The 17,251-nt window shown below is 33.6% G+C and carries 14 protein-coding genes, 1 pseudogene and 1 other annotated feature; all 15 genes and pseudogenes read left to right on the top strand.

The features are described 5' to 3' along the window. Nucleotides 1–49: 49 nt before the first annotated feature. The 15 genes and pseudogenes from CAB05_RS01240 (at nt 50) to CAB05_RS01165 (ending at nt 16,979) form a co-directional block, all read left to right on the top strand. On the top strand, nt 50–1,735 hold the full coding sequence (locus CAB05_RS01240; protein WP_087997991.1) for a DUF6044 family protein: 1,686 nt from the start codon (nt 50–52) through the stop codon (nt 1,733–1,735). Nucleotides 1,736–1,758: 23 nt separating this feature from the next. Then, a pseudogene (locus CAB05_RS01235) lies at nt 1,759–2,706 on the top strand (glycosyltransferase family 2 protein); the annotation flags it as partial. A 161-nt stretch (nt 2,707–2,867) separates the two neighbouring features. Further along, the gene (locus CAB05_RS01230) at nt 2,868–3,287 is read left to right on the top strand and encodes a GtrA family protein (RefSeq protein WP_087997989.1); all 420 of its coding nucleotides are present in this window, start codon (nt 2,868–2,870) and stop codon (nt 3,285–3,287) included. Nucleotides 3,288–4,193: 906 nt separating this feature from the next. Continuing rightward, on the top strand, nt 4,194–5,384 hold the full coding sequence (locus CAB05_RS01220; RefSeq protein ID WP_087997987.1) for an amino acid deaminase/aldolase: 1,191 nt from the start codon (nt 4,194–4,196) through the stop codon (nt 5,382–5,384). Continuing rightward, nucleotides 5,372–6,763 carry a D-arabinono-1,4-lactone oxidase gene (locus CAB05_RS01215; RefSeq protein WP_087997986.1) on the top strand — a complete coding sequence of 464 codons (1,392 nt, stop codon included), beginning with the start codon at nt 5,372–5,374 and terminating at the stop codon, nt 6,761–6,763. Before CAB05_RS01220 ends, CAB05_RS01215 begins: the two co-directional genes overlap by 13 nt. 166 nt (nt 6,764–6,929) lie before the next feature. Continuing rightward, the gene (locus CAB05_RS01210; RefSeq protein WP_142283038.1) at nt 6,930–7,703 is read left to right on the top strand and encodes a hypothetical protein; all 774 of its coding nucleotides are present in this window, start codon (nt 6,930–6,932) and stop codon (nt 7,701–7,703) included. Further along, nucleotides 7,704–8,255 carry a hypothetical protein gene (locus tag CAB05_RS01205; RefSeq protein WP_087997984.1) on the top strand — a complete coding sequence of 184 codons (552 nt, stop codon included), beginning with the start codon at nt 7,704–7,706 and terminating at the stop codon, nt 8,253–8,255. A 105-nt stretch (nt 8,256–8,360) separates the two neighbouring features. Beyond that, nucleotides 8,361–8,635 (top strand) — a binding site (T-box leader). A 64-nt stretch (nt 8,636–8,699) separates the two neighbouring features. Beyond that, on the top strand, nt 8,700–10,337 hold the full coding sequence (gene metG, locus CAB05_RS01200) for a methionine--tRNA ligase (protein ID WP_087997983.1): 1,638 nt from the start codon (nt 8,700–8,702) through the stop codon (nt 10,335–10,337). 169 nt (nt 10,338–10,506) lie between these two features. Then, nucleotides 10,507–12,225 (top strand): alpha-keto acid decarboxylase family protein, encoded by a 1,719-nt coding sequence (locus tag CAB05_RS01195; protein WP_087997982.1) that lies wholly within the window; start codon nt 10,507–10,509, stop codon nt 12,223–12,225. A gap of 337 nt (nt 12,226–12,562) precedes the next feature. Further along, nucleotides 12,563–13,036, top strand: a complete 474-nt coding sequence (locus tag CAB05_RS01190) for a DinB family protein (protein ID WP_087997981.1) — start codon at nt 12,563–12,565, stop codon at nt 13,034–13,036. Between the two features lie 276 nt (nt 13,037–13,312). Beyond that, a complete protein-coding gene (locus CAB05_RS01185) occupies nt 13,313–13,603 on the top strand; it encodes an SAV0927 family protein (RefSeq protein ID WP_087997980.1) in 291 nt (96 codons plus the stop codon). A 490-nt stretch (nt 13,604–14,093) separates the two neighbouring features. After that, a complete protein-coding gene (locus tag CAB05_RS01180; protein WP_087997979.1) occupies nt 14,094–14,579 on the top strand; it encodes a hypothetical protein in 486 nt (161 codons plus the stop codon). 125 nt (nt 14,580–14,704) lie between these two features. Continuing rightward, on the top strand, nt 14,705–15,586 hold the full coding sequence (locus CAB05_RS01175) for a proline iminopeptidase-family hydrolase (protein WP_087997978.1): 882 nt from the start codon (nt 14,705–14,707) through the stop codon (nt 15,584–15,586). A 94-nt stretch (nt 15,587–15,680) separates the two neighbouring features. Next, nucleotides 15,681–16,103 carry a VOC family protein gene (locus CAB05_RS01170; protein WP_087997977.1) on the top strand — a complete coding sequence of 141 codons (423 nt, stop codon included), beginning with the start codon at nt 15,681–15,683 and terminating at the stop codon, nt 16,101–16,103. A 192-nt stretch (nt 16,104–16,295) separates the two neighbouring features. Continuing rightward, entirely contained in the window at nt 16,296–16,979 is a 684-nt protein-coding gene (locus CAB05_RS01165; RefSeq protein ID WP_087997976.1) for an LbetaH domain-containing protein, read from the top strand. Nucleotides 16,980–17,251: the final 272 nt, after the last annotated feature.

The following is a 17,251-nucleotide window of genomic DNA, read 5'->3' as shown; positions in this document are numbered from 1 at the left end:
TATAAAAGATTTTTTCATATTAATGTTAAAGTTTGTGTGGTGAATACTGATGAATTTTTGGAAGCAATGGAGTGTTGAAAAGCGGCATATCTTTTTGGCGATAACTCTATTAATTTTATTTGTATCACCTCTTTTTATATTAGGTGAAAATGCTCATATAAGAATTCATGATAATTTAGATTCCAATATTGCCTGGTATAAAACATTAAATAACAGTGGTACTTTATTTGGAAATATTAATGACGTCGTTCCACAAGTTATCAATGGTCTTCCAAGAAATGCTTATGGAACAGAGTTTAGTGGGATTCAATGGCTTCATGCCATATTCCCTTCAATGTTTGCTTATGCTTTATCTCAAACAATTTCGAGAATTTTTGCATTCATTGGGATGTATAAACTACTAGTTGATCACTTTATCCCTTCAAAGGATGGGTATTTAATCCGAGTCTGGGTATCACTAGCATTTGCACTCACACCATTTTGGCCATCAGGAATGCTGAGTACACTTGGAATGCCGTTAGCACTTTGGGCATTTTTAAATATTAGAAGAGGCAAAAATACGTATAAAGAATGGCTAACAATTATCTTATTACCATTTTATTCAAGCTTTGTTTTAGGTTTTTTCTTTTTCTTAGTAGCAGTAAGTTTATTATGGGTAAGAGATTTATTCATTAAAAAGAGGATAAATTGGACGTTTTTAGCTAGTATCGTATGCATGACATTCATCTATTTAGCAATCGAATACCGTCTCGTCTATTCGTTACTTTTTCCTGATGAACCTACAAGTAGAAATGAATTTTTCAGTTCGGTTCTAGGATTTCGCCGAACGATTCGATTAGTCTTTAAGAACTACATAATTGGCCATACTCATGTATTAGCTCTACATACGCTTGTTATACTTCCGCTTTCATTTATTGTACTCATTATGATTAGAGGAGATAAGAAAAGTGGATATGCAAAAAAATTTATGTTTTTATTTGTTCTTAATATCTTGTTATCAGTATGGTATGCCTTTTGGTTTTTTAAAGGATGGGAACCGTTAAAAGAACAATTTCAATTACTAAATACATTCAATTTTGCAAGATTTCATTTTCTCAGACCAATGGTTATCTATCTAATGTTTGCTACTGGTTGCTATTTGTTATGGCAAAAAGGGAAGTTTAGTCAAAGTTTTGTAAAGCTTTGTTTGCTAGTACAGATGATTGTAGTAATCACATCCAATGAAGAGATCGTTTATCGTGTTTATGGTTCACCAAATTTTAAACAATTCTATGCTGAAAAACAATTTAAAAAAATAGAGGAGTATATTGGAAAACCGAAAGCAGATTACAGAGTAGCTAGTATTGGGCTACATCCTGCAATTTCACAATATAATGGGTTTTATACAATTGATACATACAATAATTTTTATCCTTTAAAATATAAACATCAATTTAGAAACATCATTGCTACAGAATTAGATAAGAATCCAAAACTAGAAAGATACTTCGATCAATGGGGTGGAAGATGTTATATTTTTGTAGCTGAACTAGGAAAAAAATATGATTATGAAAAAGACTCAAATAAAGAAGTTAAGAATCTACAACTCAATACTAAAGTGTTTAAAAATATGGGTGGAAAATATATCTTTTCAGCAGTACCAATCAAAAATGCGACACAAAATGGGATGAAATTAATGAAAACATTCGATGATCAACAATCTGCTTGGAAAATTTACCTCTATGAAGTAATTTAACAGCTACGAAGGAAGTGTTTTATATGATGAAACCAGTTTTGACAATTGTAGTTCCTTGTTTTAATGAAGAGGAAGTCTTTTCTGAAACAGCTTTTCAATTGTCAACTCTTCTAAAAAGTTTAGTCACTCAAAATGAAATTTCAAATAGAAGTAGTATCCTTTTTGTAGATGATGGAAGTAAGGATCACACTTGGAATTTAATTTTATCTGAAAACAAACTAAATCCTATTGTTAAAGGTTTAAAATTAGCTAGAAATGTAGGTCATCAAAATGCATTATTAGCTGGACTTGAAGTTGCAAGTAAACAATCGGATTGTGTTGTATCAATTGACGCCGATTTACAAGATGATATTTCTATAATACGTATCTTTCTTGAAAAATTTAAAGAAGGCAATGATATTGTTTATGGGGTTAGAGATTGTAGAAATACAGATACCTATTTCAAAAGAACAACTGCACTCGGATTTTACCGTTTTATGGAAAGGATAGGGATAAAATTAGTACCTAATCATGCAGATTATCGATTATTAAGTAAACGTGCTCTTAATGAGTTATTGAAATTTAAGGAAACAAACTTATTTTTGAGAGGTTTAATTCCATTGATTGGTTTTCAGTCTAGCATTGTTTATTATGATCGGAAGGAACGTTTTGCTGGAGAATCTAAATATCCTCTAAAAAAAATGCTATCATTTGCTTTTGACGGTATCACATCATTCAGTGTTACACCAATTCGTTTTGTTACATTCATCGGTTTTTTATCTTTAATTATCAGTGCGATGGCAGGTGGATATTCTTTTGTACAAGCTATTTTAGGAAATACAAAATCAGGTTGGACTTCATTAATGATTTCAATATGGTTTGTAGGTGGGATTCAATTATTGGGTATTGGAATTATTGGAGAATATATCGGTAAAATCTATCAAGAAGTGAAAAGACGACCGAAATACGCAATTGAAAAAGATATCTATTCTAAAAATGAAGCTAATATGAGTTATCGCAAACCTAATTTGAATGTATATATAGATCGAATACATAATGAAATTAAAAAGCGACCTAGATATGCGATTAACAGTAATCTTGTTTCCGAGTCACAAAATCTCATAAGAAAAGTGGAAATAAAGAGGAGTAAATAATGAACTTTACTTTTGTGCGATTTTTGATTGTTGGACTCATTAATACACTTGTAGGATTAACGATTATGTATGTACTATATCATTTAGCAAATCAATCTTATTGGTTATCCACTTTTATCGGAAATTCTGTCGGTGCTGTCGTTAGCTTTATTTTAAATCGAAGCTTTACCTTTAAAAGTAATGGTTACATACAAAAAAGTATCATTAAGTTTTTGCTCGTAATACTATGTTGTTATTTTATTTCCTATCACTTAGGAACACTTTTAGTGGATTGGTCGATGAAAGAAATGGACTATGCAATTTCTTTTCAAACAGATCTTGCAATCTTATTAAGTACCGCGATTTACACAATCACAAACTATATCTGTCAAAAGCAATTCGTATTTCGAGTTGAAGAAAACAAAAAACAATTAAATTGAATGATGAAAAACCTTACTTTTGTGTAGATGGAACTACACTTAAAAGAAGGTTTTTTCCGATTTATATAGAGTGCTTTAGTTGATTACAACACCATATTCTTATACATTTTACAAAGAAGATAATGAAGAAATAGAAGTTTCAGCAATAAAAAATTTGGGGATTTGGTTTAAGCTCACAAAAAGTAATGAGTAAGATCCGAATTAAATTTATATACAACTAGGAGACAACCACATGATTAAATATTTTATTTATCAATATTTAATTTTCTATACATTCATTCTAATAAATTATATCTCGGAACCATACATAAGTAGTCCGTTTACATATGTAGATTTAATAACAATATTAATTCTTTCTCCCATTTATATTCTTTTCGGAGCTATCGACTTTAAATACTATGAATTTTTTAAAGCAATAGGAAAACGAAGGAAAACTTTGTTGTCAATTCCAGCATGTTTATCAGCAATTATATCTGTAATATTAATCGAATTTATGTAACTAACTAGTTAATTAAACAACATGAAGAAAAAGTATAAAAAAGAATAGAGCAAATGGTATGTGTTAACTAATCGAACCCGAGTCGCGAAATGTGGCTCATTTTTTTTTTCGAAATGCAGGATAAATAATGAATGTAGATAAATATATTAGTATGAGGAAATTTACCCATGGATATAGTGGTATTCCATTTATGAAACCCAACCTTGTAGTATGTGAATTTATAGTTTTAATGAAATGATGCAGTTACATAAATTAATTGCTGAACCTATCCAAGTAAAAAGTCCCTAAGATGACTTAACTTAAATTGACAAATCTATGGATCTTTATAAAAGTAATTATCTGAATTTTGTGAAAATTGCATATGAAGGTGATTTAACAGGATGAATTAAAAAGAAAGGATTGATGGAATGGAACAAGATTATCAATATTACAAGAAAATATTTGAGAATACAGCAAAGCCATTTGGGTATGTTGATTTTGATTTATTAGATGAAAACATTGAAAGGATTGTTTCAGCAGCATCACATAAAAACATTCGAATTGCGACGAAATCGATTCGAAGTGTTTTTATCATTAAATATATTATGAAGAAACATGAATTGTTTCAAGGTGTGATGTGTTTTACGGCGAACGAAGCAATGTATTTGTTGAACGAAGGAATTGAAGATATATTAATCGGCTATCCAATTTGGGATTCAGAAGCTGTTGCGAAAATTTGTCAGTTAAATCAACAAGGAAAAATGATTACGTTAATGATTGACTCTGTCGAACATGTAAAGCACCTTAACAAAATTGCTCAATTGTATAACGTTACACTCCCTCTATGTCTAGACATCGATATGTCACTTGATGTTCCAGGTCTTCATTTCGGTGTATGGCGTTCACCTGTTCGGACTGTAGAAGGTGCAAAAGTAGTTGTTGAGGAAATTATGTCGTCCTCGTCAGTAAGTTTAGTAGGTGTGATGGGATATGAGGCACAAATTGCTGGGGTTGGAGACCAATATCCTAAGAAAACTGCAAAAAATAAGATTATTACAATACTAAAAAAGCAATCAATAAAGCAACTTGCTGAAAAACGAGCGGCGACGATTCAAATGATTGAAAACTTCGGGATTTCGCTTCAATTTGTGAATGGTGGCGGGACTGGAAGTTTACATTCAACAACGAATGAGAATGTGGTAACAGAAGTAACTGTCGGCTCAGGTTTTTTCTCTCCAGGGTTATTTGACAACTATCGAGATTTTCAGTACAAACCAGCTGCGGGTTTTGCGATTGAAATTGTTCGCAAACCGGATGCCCATCTATATACATGTGCTGGAGGAGGATATATCGCATCAGGAGCAGTTGGAACAGATAAGTTACCAAAGCCATATTTACCAGAAAACGCTCAATTAATGTCGCTTGAAGGAGCGGGAGAAGTGCAGACACCGATTGTTTACCGAGGGACAAATACGTTAATGCTCGGTGATCCAATATTTTTAAGACATGCAAAAGCTGGTGAGCTATGCGAGCGGTTTAATTATCTATATTGTGTTTCTAATGGTGAAATTGTTAATAAAGTAACAACTTATCGGGGGGATGGACTATGCTTTCTTTAAAGGAAAATCAAAAAATTTGGCAAAACTGGTCTGGTATTGTTCAAAGTAAACCGTCACATATCGTATATCCAACTAGTGTTGAAGATGTTGTTTCGTTAGTAAAACGTTGTAATAAAGAAGGGCGTAAAATTCGTGTTGTCGGATCTGGTCATTCATTTACGCCAGTTGTACATACAAACGATGTACTTGTTTCACTTGACCAACTAGCAGGAGTTGAAAAAGTCGATCAAACGACTCATACAGTGGGCGTATGGGCAGGAACGAAATTAAGCGATCTAAGTGCAGCTCTACACGAACAAGGATGGGCCCAAGAAAATCTTGGTGATATTGATAAACAATCGATTGCTGGTGCAATTAGTACGGGAACACATGGAACAGGAAGTAAACTTGGTAGTATTTCGACGCAAGCAGTTGAAATCCAAATTGTGACTTCTTTTGGTGAAGTACTTACATGTAATGATGAAAACCACCCAGATCTATTTAAGGCTTTGCAAGTATCACTTGGGATGCTCGGAATTATTGTGAAAGTAACGTTGCGTGTCATTCCAGCTACAGTCCTTACATATGAAAGTAAACGGTTATCATTAGATGAATGTTTTAACCAGTTAGCGGAGTTTAGAGATCATTACCGCAACTTTGAATTTTACTGGTTTCCGCACACTGATACAATTCAAGCTAAATTAATGAATGTAGCAACGAACCAAGTACCTGGTAATAGATTTTGGCGTGATTTAAATCAAATGATAATGGAAAATGCATTATTTGGCGCACTTTCACGAGTATGTCGTACATTTCCAAGTTTAAGTAAATCAATCAGTCGTTTGTCAGCCAAATTTGTTGATACAGGTAAGGATATTGGTTATACACATCAATTATTTACAACATCTCGTCTCGTACGTTTTAACGAAATGGAATATAGTGTTCCATCTGAATTAATGGAAACTGTTGTACGTGAAATCCATCGGCTTGTCGAGAAAAACAACTATCAGGTTCATTTCCCTATTGAATGTCGTTATGTAAAGGATGACGATATTTGGCTTAGTCCAGCAAACGGTCGTGACTCAGCGTATATTGCTATCCATATGTATAAAGGGATGGAGCATGAAAAATATTTTGCAGATGTAGAAGCAATTTTTCGGCGCTACAATGGACGACCACATTGGGGAAAACTTCATACACTTCAAGCAGATCATGTTAATGCACTTTATCCGAAAATAGAAGACTTTAAAAAGTTTCGTCAACAACTTGATCCAAATGGGATGTTCTTAAACGACCATTTAAAAAGGTTGTTTGTAAACGAGTTACAAACGGATAGGAATGAGGGGAATTATGGACAGAGATATTCCGATGAGTGTGAAAATGGGGCCGAAGTCATTTAAAGAAATTATAAAGATTTAGATGAAGGGAAGCACATTGACGAGACTGGACTACTAGAGCTATTGAAGTTTATTGATTATCGTCTTGACTGTGCTGACTTTAGGATGATCACTTTTTTAAGAACGTTATACTTATTCATCACTTTTGTCGGATAACACCTTAAAAGAGATGGAAACTACTATTTTATCATTCAAGTATTGGATGGATGAACCTGGTGATGACTCGATGTGTTATTGGTCCGAAAATCATCAGTTACTGTTTTTTACTTGTGCATATGTAGCAGGGCGTTACTACGATCATGAACTATTTAGGAATTCAGGTTTAACAGGTGCACAGCTGAGTGAGAAGTTTAGGGAGAAAATTTTAATTTGGTTGAAACACCGATTTGAGCACGGTTTTATTGAATGGCACTCAAACACATATTATGAAGAAGATATTGCACCTTTAGCATTACTCATTGATTTTGGTGATGAAGAAATCAAAAGTAAATCGACAATAATAATGGATTTAATTTTAGCAGATATGGCGATGCATTTGTATAAAGGATTGTTTTCAGTTACAAGTGGCCGTTGTTATGAAGTCCAAAAACGCGAACCGTTAACACAAGATGTGCTTGAAATTAATGAGTTTTTATTTGGAAACCGTTATACGCGAGAATTAGATTATTCTCGCATAAGTGCCAATCTTTTTTTATGCAAAAATTATCAGTTACCTAAAGTCATATTTGAAATTGCGAACGACACAGAACTAGGCGTCATTAAAACAAGTATGGGACATGATTTGGAGGAACTTGAGCAATTCCGTGCCGAAAAAGGCGAAGAGACAGCAGGCTATATTCAATGGGCAATGGAAAGTTTTACAAATCCTCAAGCGATTCGTGAAACAATGAGAATGTTCCGAGCCTACAATATGAAGGCAAATGATTTTTTGAAGGATCTATAGATGCTAGATATAAAATCACTTGATTTTTTATTACCATTCATAACAAAAATATTAAATCCAGTATCAAACGGTGTCGCGATCCAAAAGGTGAACTCATATACATATCGGACAACCAACTATATTCTATCAACAGCACAAAACTATTATCCAGGAACGTTTGGTGACCAGCATCACATCTGGCAAGCAACTTTAAATAAAAATATTAGTATTTTCACGACACATCCGGGTGCGCCGATTTTTGATGACAATGCGAGAAATTTTTCTCCTTCTTATTGGGTTGGAAATGGCATTTTGCCTCATAGTGCGCAGTTTGAAAATGTCCATATGTCTATTTATAAAGTAGACCAACGAAAGGGTTTTATGGAACGACAGCGCATCGAATTCACACATGCGCACTTTCCAAATGATCGATTTGAACAGGCGCATCTTGAAGGAAAGTATGCGTTCGGTACAAATGAAGGCGTTCATGTTGCATTAATTGGCGGAAATGACTTAGTCATCAATCCAAATGACCTCTATGACCTCATACAAAATGGACACACGACATATTGATTGGATTTAATAGACAAATTTAATTGCAAAATATATCATAATATAAAATATATTTTGATATTGATTTTATGAAAATTATTGAATATACTAAATATTAATTATAAATTACAGGCAATGAAGAGAAAAAGTAAAATGAAGTTGTTTTATACAGAGAGCTTCGGTAGCTGAAAAGAAGAGAAAACACACATTTGAACAATGGTCTCTGAGCTTCGTACTGAACATACTTTTGGTATTAGTAGGCTACGGCGAGTTTTGACACTCGTTATCAAATTCACAGTATAAGAGTAGCATTTATTACTCCGTACTTGCATAAGGCAAATGGTGTGAACCATTTGTAAAATAAGGTGGTACCGCGTGGAAATTCAAACCTCGTCCTTAACTATTACAGTTAAGGGTGAGGTTTTTTTGTTTTTAAAATTAGATTAATTTTAGGAGGTTTTATTTATGAGTATTTTTATCGGAGGTGCTTGGGCTTATGCAAACGGCTCATTACATCTTGGACATATTTCTAGTTTGTTACCTGGAGATATTCTAGCGAGATATTACCGTATCAAAGGAGAAAAAGTTTTGTATGTATCAGGAAGTGATTGCAATGGTACACCTATTACAATCAGAGCAAAACAGGATGGGGTTTCTCCCAAAGAAATCGCGGATCGTTATCACCATGAATTTTTAGAGTGTTTTACAAAATTAGGATTCTCTTATGATATCTATACAAGAACAGATACAAAACATCATCATGAAATCGTTCAACAATTATTTCTAGATTTACTTGAGAAGGGACTTATTTACAAAAAAGAAATTGAACAAACATATTGTGAATATGATCAACAATTTTTACCGGATCGATATGTAGAAGGTATATGTCCTAATTGCGGGGCAAAAGCACGTGGAGATCAGTGTGATTACTGTTCAACAGTGTTAGAACCGCTTGAATTGCTTGAAAGAAAGTGTAAAATTTGTAGCCAGCCTCCGATAAAACGTTTGACAGAGCATTTTTACTTCGCATTAAGCTCATTCCAATCGGTATTGGAAAACTATACTCAAAATGCTGAAAATAGGAATCTTTGGAGAGAGAATGCAATCTCACTTACTAAGCGATACTTAAAGGAAGGTTTGATGGATCGTGCAGTTTCGAGAGACCTGCCTATTGGTGTCAGTATTCCAGTGGCAGGATATGAAGATAAAAAAATCTATGTTTGGATTGAGGCGGTTTCTGGATATTACACAGCAAGTAAGTTATGGGCAAAAGAAACAAAGAATGACGACTCAACATTTTGGAATTCTTCTGTTACATCCTATTACGTTCACGGAAAAGATAATATACCGTTTCATTCTATAGTATGGCCTGGAATTCTTTCCGGTCTTGGAAAAGAATCATTACCAACACATATTGTTTCAAACGAGTATTTGACTTTAGAAAAAAAGAAATTGTCTACGAGTAAAAATTGGGCTGTTTGGGTTCCAGATATTTTAGAAAAGTACGATCCAGATTCAATACGCTATTTCTTATCAATCAACGCACCAGAAAGTCGTGATGCCGATTTTTCTTGGAAAGAGTTTATTTATAGTCATAATGGTGAATTATTAGGTGCGTATGGCAACTTTGTAAATCGTACACTAAAATTTATTGAAAAATCATTTAATGGTATGATTCCTGAAAAAGTCATTTCTTCTACTATTCAAGATCAAGTTAATCTTTTGTACCATGAAGTAGGTCATTGTATTGAAACTACTACATTCAAACAAGCATTAGAAAAAATTTTCGAGTTAATTAGATTCTCTAATAAATACTTTGATGACCAACAACCTTGGAAACAGGTAAAGGAAGATACGGAGTCTTGTAAAGTAACGCTTGCAAATTGTATCTATTTAATTGCCAATTTATCACATATTCTAAATCCGTTCCTACCTTTTTCAAGTAGTAAGGTCAAGGGAATGATCAATTCAACATCAGTAACAGATTGGAGACCATTTCTAGTTAAATCGCAATATTTGTCAAATGTTGAACCCTTATTTGAAAGAATAGATCCTCTTAAGATAGAAGAAGAGCTTGAGAGGTTAACTAAGCAATCTGAATAAAAAATTACTTTTCGAAGAGATCTTTAAAAAAGAACTCTTCTTTTTGTCGTTAAAAAGCGATTCAAACATTCATAAAGCATCGTATAACCTATTCAATGATAGGGTACGAATAAAAGGGATACTAGTAAACTGAATAAATCCAAAAATTGGATAAGGAGTTAGTGTGAAAATGGATAAGATGAAAAGTAGGGTCAGTACAGACTCTAATTATGATATGGCCCCAAAAACAGTCGGGCAGTATTTGTTTGATTGCTTAAAGTGGGAGGGGATTACAGAAATTTTCGGCGTCGCAGGAGACTATAATTTTACATTGCTGGACACTTTGGAGAGATATAACGGTATTAAGTTTATTGAAGGACGGAACGAACTAAACTCGGGTTATGCTTCAGATGGCTACGCAAGAATCAAAGGAATTTCAGCACTCATTACAACCTTTGGGGTTGGAGAGCTAAGCGCGTGTAATCCGATAGCGGGTGCCAACAGTGAACATGTTCCGATTATTCACATTGTTGGTTCGCCTCCAGAAAAAGATCAAAAAGAGCACAAGCTAATGCACCACACATTAATGGATGGGAATTTTGATGTTTTTCGTAAGATGTATGAGCAGATAACAGCCTATAGTGTAGTACTCACACCAGAAAATGCAATGATTGAGATTCCAGCTGCTATTCGAATTGCTAAAGAAAAGAAACAACCAGTATACCTCGTAGTGGCAGATGATTTAGTAGCGAAGCCGATTATGTTCCGAGAAGTGCCAGTACAGCAACCAAGAACCTCCGTCAAGCTAACTCTTCAAGCTGCGGTGGATCATGTCCGTCAACTACTAGAGCATTCTAATAGTCCAGTGATTCTGGTGGATGTAAAATCAATGCGTTTTGGTCTTCAAACTGCAGTTCAACAGCTGGCGGACACAATGAATATTCCCGTTGCGTCAATGCTGTTCGGAAAAGGGGCATTTGATGAAACCCATCCAAATTATATTGGTATGTACTTAGGCTCTTTTGGATCTACTGAAGTGCAAAGTATTATAGAAAATGCAGATTGTATCATTGCTATAGGATTAGTATGGGCAGACGTCAACACCGCGAGTTATACAGCAAAACTGAATTCATTAAAGACCGTCAATATTCAACCGGACTTTGTTAAGGTCGGTGAAGCGGTGTATCCGAACGTACTTGCTGAAGATATGCTTAATGCTTTGAAAAGTTTAGGATACAAAGGTCAAGGATTATTAAAAAAAGTGGATTTCCCTTATAATCAGTGCAAAACAAATACGGATGAACTTCTTATGGCAACTGGATATTACCCCATTTTTCAACAGATGCTGAAAAAAGACGATATCCTAATCGTCGAGACCGGTACGTTTTATAATGGGATGGCGGAGGTAAGACTACCGAGCAATGTTATATATATTGGTCAAGGTGGTTGGGGGTCTATCGGTTATGCAACCCCATCGACTTTTGGTGCCAGCATCGCAGCACCAGAACGCCGGGTATTACTGTTTACAGGAGATGGCTCACTACAGCTAACTGCCCAAGAAATTAGCTCTATGCTTTATTACGGCTGTAAACCCATTATCTTCGTCTTGAACAATAATGGTTATACCATTGAAAAATATTTAAATGTGAAAACAAAAAATCAGAAGTACAACAAAATACCTCAGTGGTCTTACACAAAACTGGTTGAAACCTTTGGAGGGAATGCGTTTACTACTATTGTTCGAACAAATGGGGAGCTTGAACAAGCTATAAACCAAGCAGATATAGAACGTGCTGAAAGACTATGTGTTATCGAAATGATCATTGAGGATTCGATGGACGCACCCGAAAATATGAAAAGAATGCGTAATTATAAGCTAAAGCAAGAAATGCAAAGAAAGCAGAAATAATAAAGTCAGAGTTTTGATTTTAATATATATAATCTACCATTAAAAAGTAGGAATCATTAAAAATTAATGATTCCTACTTTTTATGTTTGTTCAACTAATTGTTTTTTAGTAGCGTATAGTAAACTTCAAAAATCACTATAGAGGGAATATCATGCATGGGAGAGAATTAATATATTATGGTAATCATAGCCTTTTTTAAAGCGACTATATTTTTTATTTAGGTTGCTTTAAGTTTGTTGATGCTTATTAAAATGAATTGCTTCATTTAAAGTTGAGTATCAGTAAGGCACTTAAACGATGTCATGGGGAACTATAAACAATTTAGGAGTTGAGGTAAATGGAACAATTTTTATTCAATCAGTTAGCTTTTGTAAGAAATCAAACTTTGAACCTACTAGACGGAGTTTCAGAAGAAATGGCTGATCGAATTCCTGAGGGATTCAGAAATACAATTCGTTGGAATGTAGGGCATATCTATGTTGTTGTAGAAAGATTTGCGTTTCAATACTTAGGGCTTCCACAAAATTTACCAGAAGGTTTCAAGGAACAATTTGAATACGGTACGTCACCTTTAAATACCCACGAATATCGAGTACCTACTCTATCGGAGTTAGAAGAACTTCTTAAAGCTCAACAAGTTCGAATTCAAGAAACACTTTCAGATCGAATAGACGAAAAAATAATCCCACCGTATACCACTTCGGCAGGAATGAAATTGGAGACACCAAAAGAATTTCTAACGTTTAATTTATATCACGAAGGAATGCATTTAACCGTTATTAAACTTTATAAAAAGCTTTTATCATGTTGAGTAACTTTAAAAAATTTAATAAGTATATACTAATTGAGAAGATTTTAAATGTCTCAAATTCGCTTTTGTAAAGTTCAAATTTGGAATAATGAAGTAGGACTTTAGGCTAAACATTTGAAGTCAATTAAAATATTTAGCGAAAAATAAAGGGAAATCGTATATTTATATTTAATTTAATATAAAGGCAGTTTTTATAGAATTTCTTTATTCTTGAAATCACTTAACCTTTCAACATAGGTTGCTTAAAGAAGCAAATTACAAAAAGGAGTGGTAAAGATGAATTTTCACATTTTATCGGAAGAGAAAGAAACTCAAAATATTCATTATTACTGTATCGCTACTGAAAGTCATCGATACGACTTTGCGATTATCTTTTCAGGGAATTTTCTAGGAAAAGCCATGGTTGTTTCTATTCAAAGCGAACGCATGGTGTTGATTTGCAGGGATGATATTAAACATCCTGAACATTGGGTACAAAAACTTGGTATTATGACAGAAGACGTCCCAGTTCTTGAACAATTTTTCCACGGCATCTTGGGCCAACAGATTTTTACCGATCAATATTAATTTATTTGAGTCTCCGATGTATTTGGGGGCTCTTTGTTTTTGAACGGATCCTATGAGTAAAATAGTAATATAGAAATATGCCAAAATTGTTTTACGATCATAATAGAAATATTAAAAGGAGAGGCAAGAAAAAATATGAATAGATATAGTATATTTTCTTTTATATTTTTAGGTATTTTTATCCTATTGGCATACTTTCTTATAAGTAGTCCTCCAGGAGAATTTGGTCACTCTGGTAGAATGCAAATCTTACAATAATGTTAATGCCCATTATTGGTTTTTTAATAGGATTTAAAGGGAAGAAGGGTACCTTAAAATGGGTACCAATCATACTTAACTTTTTTTTCAATTTGCTCAATAATTCTTATATTTCTACTTGCTTATGGGATTGGAGAAAAATAGTATCATCTGAATATTTAGAAATCTAATACTAATAAGAGTTGGATAAATAAATAAATTTTATTAGTTTAGAGTTAAAGGAGTAATCGTTATGACAAATTATTCTTCATATGAATTTTATGATGATGAACATATACTTACTTATGTTTATGAACTAAATTGGCATCTACCAAAAGATATACAATTAGAGAGTATGGATATTCTTTTCCATCTTCCACCAGATAAGGTTGATCTACTTATACCTAAATATAGTAAGGCTTGTTGGGAAAATGCAGTAGCTGTTATTAAGAAAATAGGCTATCCAAGAAATGAAAAAGCTTTACCAAAATTAGCAGAACAATTACAGGATCGAAACTGGCCCGGGGCTTTAGATGGGATTGAAGTATTTAGGGATTTAGGTAATGAAATTAGTACTAAATATATAGAAATAGAATGCGAAAAAGCAGTCAAAGAAAATGACGCCGATTGGTGTGAACACTTATTTTTTGCGTGTGAAAGTTTAGATATAATAGGATTAGACTTTCAAAATAGTACTACATATAATAAGTTAAAAGAATTAGCAGATTCCCTTGAGTAGGCCCTATTAAAAATTAAAAATAACTTGTTTAATTAACGCGTGAGATAGTTTAATAAAGTTATGCATCACTTTTACATAGTTCAACAGTTTTGATTCTAATTAAAAAGCGTTAAGGAGAGAAATAAATGAGTATAAAAGAAGGTTTTATTGACGTAACTGGGGGGAAGGTTTGGTATCAGATCCATGAAAAAAACACAAATTCCACACCAGTAATTGTTTTACATGGTGGGCCAGGTTCTTCACATTATTCATTACAGGGATTGCAAAAACTAGTAGAGGATCGTCCAGTTATATTTTATGATCAGTTGGGATGTGGCAAGTCTGACCGTCCAATTGATACTACTTTATGGAATATTGATCGGTTTGTTGAAGAATTAGGGCAAATCCGTGAGGCACTTTCCCTTGATGAATTTCACATTTTAGGACATTCTTGGGGGACGACCCTTGCTGCAGCATATTATTTATCCAAACCAGACGGTGTGAAGAGTATCATCTTTTCAAGTCCTTGTTTGAGTGCTCCACTTTGGGCTGAGGATCAAGATAAAAATCGAAAACTGCTTCCTCTTGAGGTTCAACAAACTTTAAAAAATTGTGAAGAAAATGGAACAACTGATTCTGAAGAGTACAAGAATGCTACAGCGGTATTTAATAATCATTTCGTTTATAGACTCGAGCCGAACCCGGAATTTATAAAAAATGGTGCACATTTAAGAAATAGGGAAGTATACAATATTATGTGGGGACCTTCTGAGTTTCACGTGACCGGAAATTTAAAGGATTTTGACTGTACTTCGAAATTAAAAGATATTCATGTTCCAACGATATATACTTGTGGTCGTTTTGATGAAGCAACTCCTGAATCAACTAAATATTTCAGTACGCTTACACCAAATGGAAAGTTCCATGTATTTGAGCAGAGTGCACATATGCCTTACTTAGAAGAACCGGAAGAGTATTTAAGAGTGATTGGAAGCTTTTTGAATGATGTTGATTTAAACGATCAATAATAATCCTCATTGTCATTCATAGAGTCTTTTTTTTAAATACATTTGCATTTGTCGTTAAGCAATAGTAGCAATAAGCTAGTTAGGAGAAACTAAAATGATTCAATCAATTGTACATATAGCGCTAGTTGTAAAAGATTATGAAGAAGCTATAAATTTTTATACTAATAAACTAAATTTTCAATTGTTAGAAGATACATACCAGCCTGAACAAGATAAGAGATGGGTAGTTGTATCACCTCCGGGTTCAAATGGTACTACAATATTACTAGCAAAAGCATCTAAAACAGAGCAAGAGTCTTTTATAGGGAACCAAGCAGGAGGAAGAGTTTTTCTCTTTCTAGGTACAGATGATTTTTGGAGAGATTATAACGAAATGACTTCAAGAGGAATCGAATTTGTAAGAGAACCCAAAACACAAGATTACGGTACTGTAGCAGTATTTAAGGATTTATACGGAAATTTGTGGGATTTAATACAGTTTTCAGAAAATCATCCATTCGCAAAAAGGATTTATTAAGATTTAATATTCTACTTTTTCAACATAAAACTAGCATGAGTATTTTACATAGACAAAATATAGTTAAAAATCAAAAGCTGCCTAAATAGCAGCTTTTTTTATATTTTTAAATACCGCTTTCAGCAAACGAATCTATATTTTATTAAGGCATAAAACGTGATTAAAAAAATAAATTGTAAATGAGGTGATAACGTGAGAGATAATAAAGAATCAAACTCCTATTCTAATAATCCTTCTTGCTGTTTTGAACCTTTCATAAGTCCAAACCCCATAACTTCATATAATCTTATTCAACATTATCCTACTATTGATCAAACTGCATTTGTAAGTCAGTTTACGAGTGTTATAGGTGATGTAACGCTTAGAAACAATGTGTATGTAGCTCCTAATGTAACAATACGTGCTGATGAAGGAACACCTTTTTATATAGGTTCTCACACAAATATCCAGGATCGAGTCATTCTGCATGGTTTAGCAAATAAAAAAATTTCAGTTGTAGGAAGAAAATTTTCTATCTTCATTGGTAATGAAGTGAGTATAGCCCATGGTGCTCTTATTCATGGGCCATGTTATATCGCCGACAAAGTATTTGTTGGGTTTAATGCAATTGTTTATACCGCGATTGTCGGAAGAGGAGCATTTATTTCCTATAACGCCGTAGTTACAAACGGTGTCACAATTCCAGCAAATACATTTGTGCCACCTGGAGCAGTTATTGATTCTCAAGAAAAAGCGGACGCACTAACTCAGGTACCTAGTGATAGTAATGAATTTGCTATTGCAGTTCAACAAGTCAATCAGGAATTACCCGCATCCTATCACCTGCTAATTGGAAGAAATCGTTGCTCTTGTGGAATGGCATATAACCATAACTAATTAAGAAATCTATCTTAAATCAATTATTCTATTAAATTACCAAACATCTAACGCATTCTTTATAGAAAAAATAATGGGCTGCTTCGGTAGTCCGTTTATTATTTTTAGATTCTTTATAAAGATTGTTACTTATAGAATTAGAATCTCTTAAGACAGTAGTTGTAATCAACTAACGCGTACTTTACTTGCAAAAATGGATAAGTAAACGGAGGTTTTTTAACAAGGGATTTAATCATTTATGTCGAATAATACAATAAATGTAATATTTTGGA

The organism is Gottfriedia solisilvae (assembly GCF_002128405.1).
Taxonomy (GTDB): Bacteria; Bacillota; Bacilli; order Bacillales; family Bacillaceae_G; genus Gottfriedia; species Gottfriedia solisilvae.
This window is presented reverse-complemented; position numbering and strand designations above follow the sequence as displayed.

What these genes read in the sequence shown, in the direction of transcription:
- CAB05_RS01170 (WP_087997977.1), top strand. Translation starts at nt 15,681, where the DNA reads ATGATTCAATCAATTGTACATATAGCGCTAGTTGTAAAAGATTATGAA.
- CAB05_RS01240 (WP_087997991.1), top strand. Translation starts at nt 50, where the DNA reads ATGAATTTTTGGAAGCAATGGAGTGTTGAAAAGCGGCATATCTTTTTG.
- CAB05_RS01210 (WP_142283038.1), top strand. Translation starts at nt 6,930, where the DNA reads ATGGAAACTACTATTTTATCATTCAAGTATTGGATGGATGAACCTGGT.
- CAB05_RS01185 (WP_087997980.1), top strand. Translation starts at nt 13,313, where the DNA reads ATGAATTTTCACATTTTATCGGAAGAGAAAGAAACTCAAAATATTCAT.
- CAB05_RS01195 (WP_087997982.1), top strand. Translation starts at nt 10,507, where the DNA reads ATGGATAAGATGAAAAGTAGGGTCAGTACAGACTCTAATTATGATATG.
- CAB05_RS01190 (WP_087997981.1), top strand. Translation starts at nt 12,563, where the DNA reads ATGGAACAATTTTTATTCAATCAGTTAGCTTTTGTAAGAAATCAAACT.
- CAB05_RS01205 (WP_087997984.1), top strand. Translation starts at nt 7,704, where the DNA reads ATGCTAGATATAAAATCACTTGATTTTTTATTACCATTCATAACAAAA.
- CAB05_RS01230 (WP_087997989.1), top strand. Translation starts at nt 2,868, where the DNA reads ATGAACTTTACTTTTGTGCGATTTTTGATTGTTGGACTCATTAATACA.
- CAB05_RS01215 (WP_087997986.1), top strand. Translation starts at nt 5,372, where the DNA reads ATGCTTTCTTTAAAGGAAAATCAAAAAATTTGGCAAAACTGGTCTGGT.
- CAB05_RS01180 (WP_087997979.1), top strand. Translation starts at nt 14,094, where the DNA reads ATGACAAATTATTCTTCATATGAATTTTATGATGATGAACATATACTT.
- CAB05_RS01175 (WP_087997978.1), top strand. Translation starts at nt 14,705, where the DNA reads ATGAGTATAAAAGAAGGTTTTATTGACGTAACTGGGGGGAAGGTTTGG.
- metG (WP_087997983.1), top strand. Translation starts at nt 8,700, where the DNA reads ATGAGTATTTTTATCGGAGGTGCTTGGGCTTATGCAAACGGCTCATTA.
- CAB05_RS01220 (WP_087997987.1), top strand. Translation starts at nt 4,194, where the DNA reads ATGGAACAAGATTATCAATATTACAAGAAAATATTTGAGAATACAGCA.